The 1,080-nt window shown below is 43.5% G+C and carries 1 protein-coding gene; it reads left to right on the forward strand.

Annotation, left to right across the window (positions count from 1 at the left end):
- Positions 1-84: 84 nt before the first annotated feature.
- Positions 85-1,050 carry a Gfo/Idh/MocA family protein gene (locus NJ959_RS29970; RefSeq protein ID WP_254015410.1) on the forward strand — a complete coding sequence of 322 codons (966 nt, stop codon included), beginning with the start codon at positions 85-87 and terminating at the stop codon, positions 1,048-1,050.
- Positions 1,051-1,080 lie beyond the last annotated feature (30 nt).

Genomic DNA, 1,080 nt, shown 5'->3' on the forward strand with positions numbered 1-1,080 from the left:
GTGGGGAGTAGGGAGTGGGGAATGACTAATAACAAATAACAAACAACCAACAACCAACAACAAACAACAAACAACCAACAACCAATGACCAATATTATTCGAGCAGGTATAATCGGTACGGGATATGCGGCGAACCAACGCGCCCAGACATTGCAGGGAGATCCGCGATCGCAGTTAGTAGTTTTTAGCGGTCATTCTCCTGAAAAGATTCAAGAATTTGCCCAAACTCACGAAGCCTCAGCCGTTGATTCTTGGCAGGAAGTAGTCGAACATCCCGATTTAGATTTGGTATTTATTTGTACCATTAATCGCGATCATGGCACAATCGCTCGTGCTGCCTTAGAAGCAGGTAAACATGTTGTAGTTGAATATCCTATTTCTTTAGATCCTACAGAAGCAGAATCCCTAATTGCTCTAGCCCAAACAAAAGGCAAACTCCTCCATGTAGAACATATTGAATTATTAGGTGGATTGCATAACGCGATGCGGGAATTTTTACCAGAAATTGGTAATCCTTTTTATGCTCGTTATGTCACAATGGTCCCGAAGTCTCCTGCACCAAGGCGCTGGACTTACAATCGAGAACTCTTTGGCTTTCCTTTCCAAGCAGCATTACCTCACATTCATCGGTTCACAAATTTATTTGGCACGGTTGAATCGGTTAGCTGTAAGTCTCGATTTTGGTGGACTACTGAAGATTATTATAGGGCTTGTTTGTGTACGGCGCAATTAGGATTTGTTAACGGATTAATTGCAGAAGTTACTTACGCTAAAGGGGAAACATCCTGGCAGTCGCTACGCAATTTTGAGGTACATGGGGAGAATGGAATACTATTGTTTGAAGGCGAAAAAGGAACACTAATTCGGGGCGAAGAAAGGACACCAATTGAGGTAGCAGGAAGGCGTGGTTTGTTTGTCCAAGATACGCTTATGGTTTTAGATTACTTAGTTGAAGGGAAACCTCTGTATGTGTCTACTCAAGATAGTTTATATGCCCTAAAGGTGGGAGAGATGGCACGTCAATCAGCGGAAAGGGGGAGTAGGGAGTAGGGAGTGGGTTTTTTGGAGTAGGGAGTGGGG

This window comes from Limnofasciculus baicalensis BBK-W-15, assembly GCF_024178385.1.
Lineage (GTDB): Bacteria > Cyanobacteriota > Cyanobacteriia > Cyanobacteriales > Coleofasciculaceae > Limnofasciculus > Limnofasciculus baicalensis.

Bases quoted from the DNA above. Each gene is read 5' to 3' on its own strand.
- NJ959_RS29970 (WP_254015410.1), top strand. From the start codon at position 85: ATGACCAATATTATTCGAGCAGGTATAATCGGTACGGGATATGCGGCG.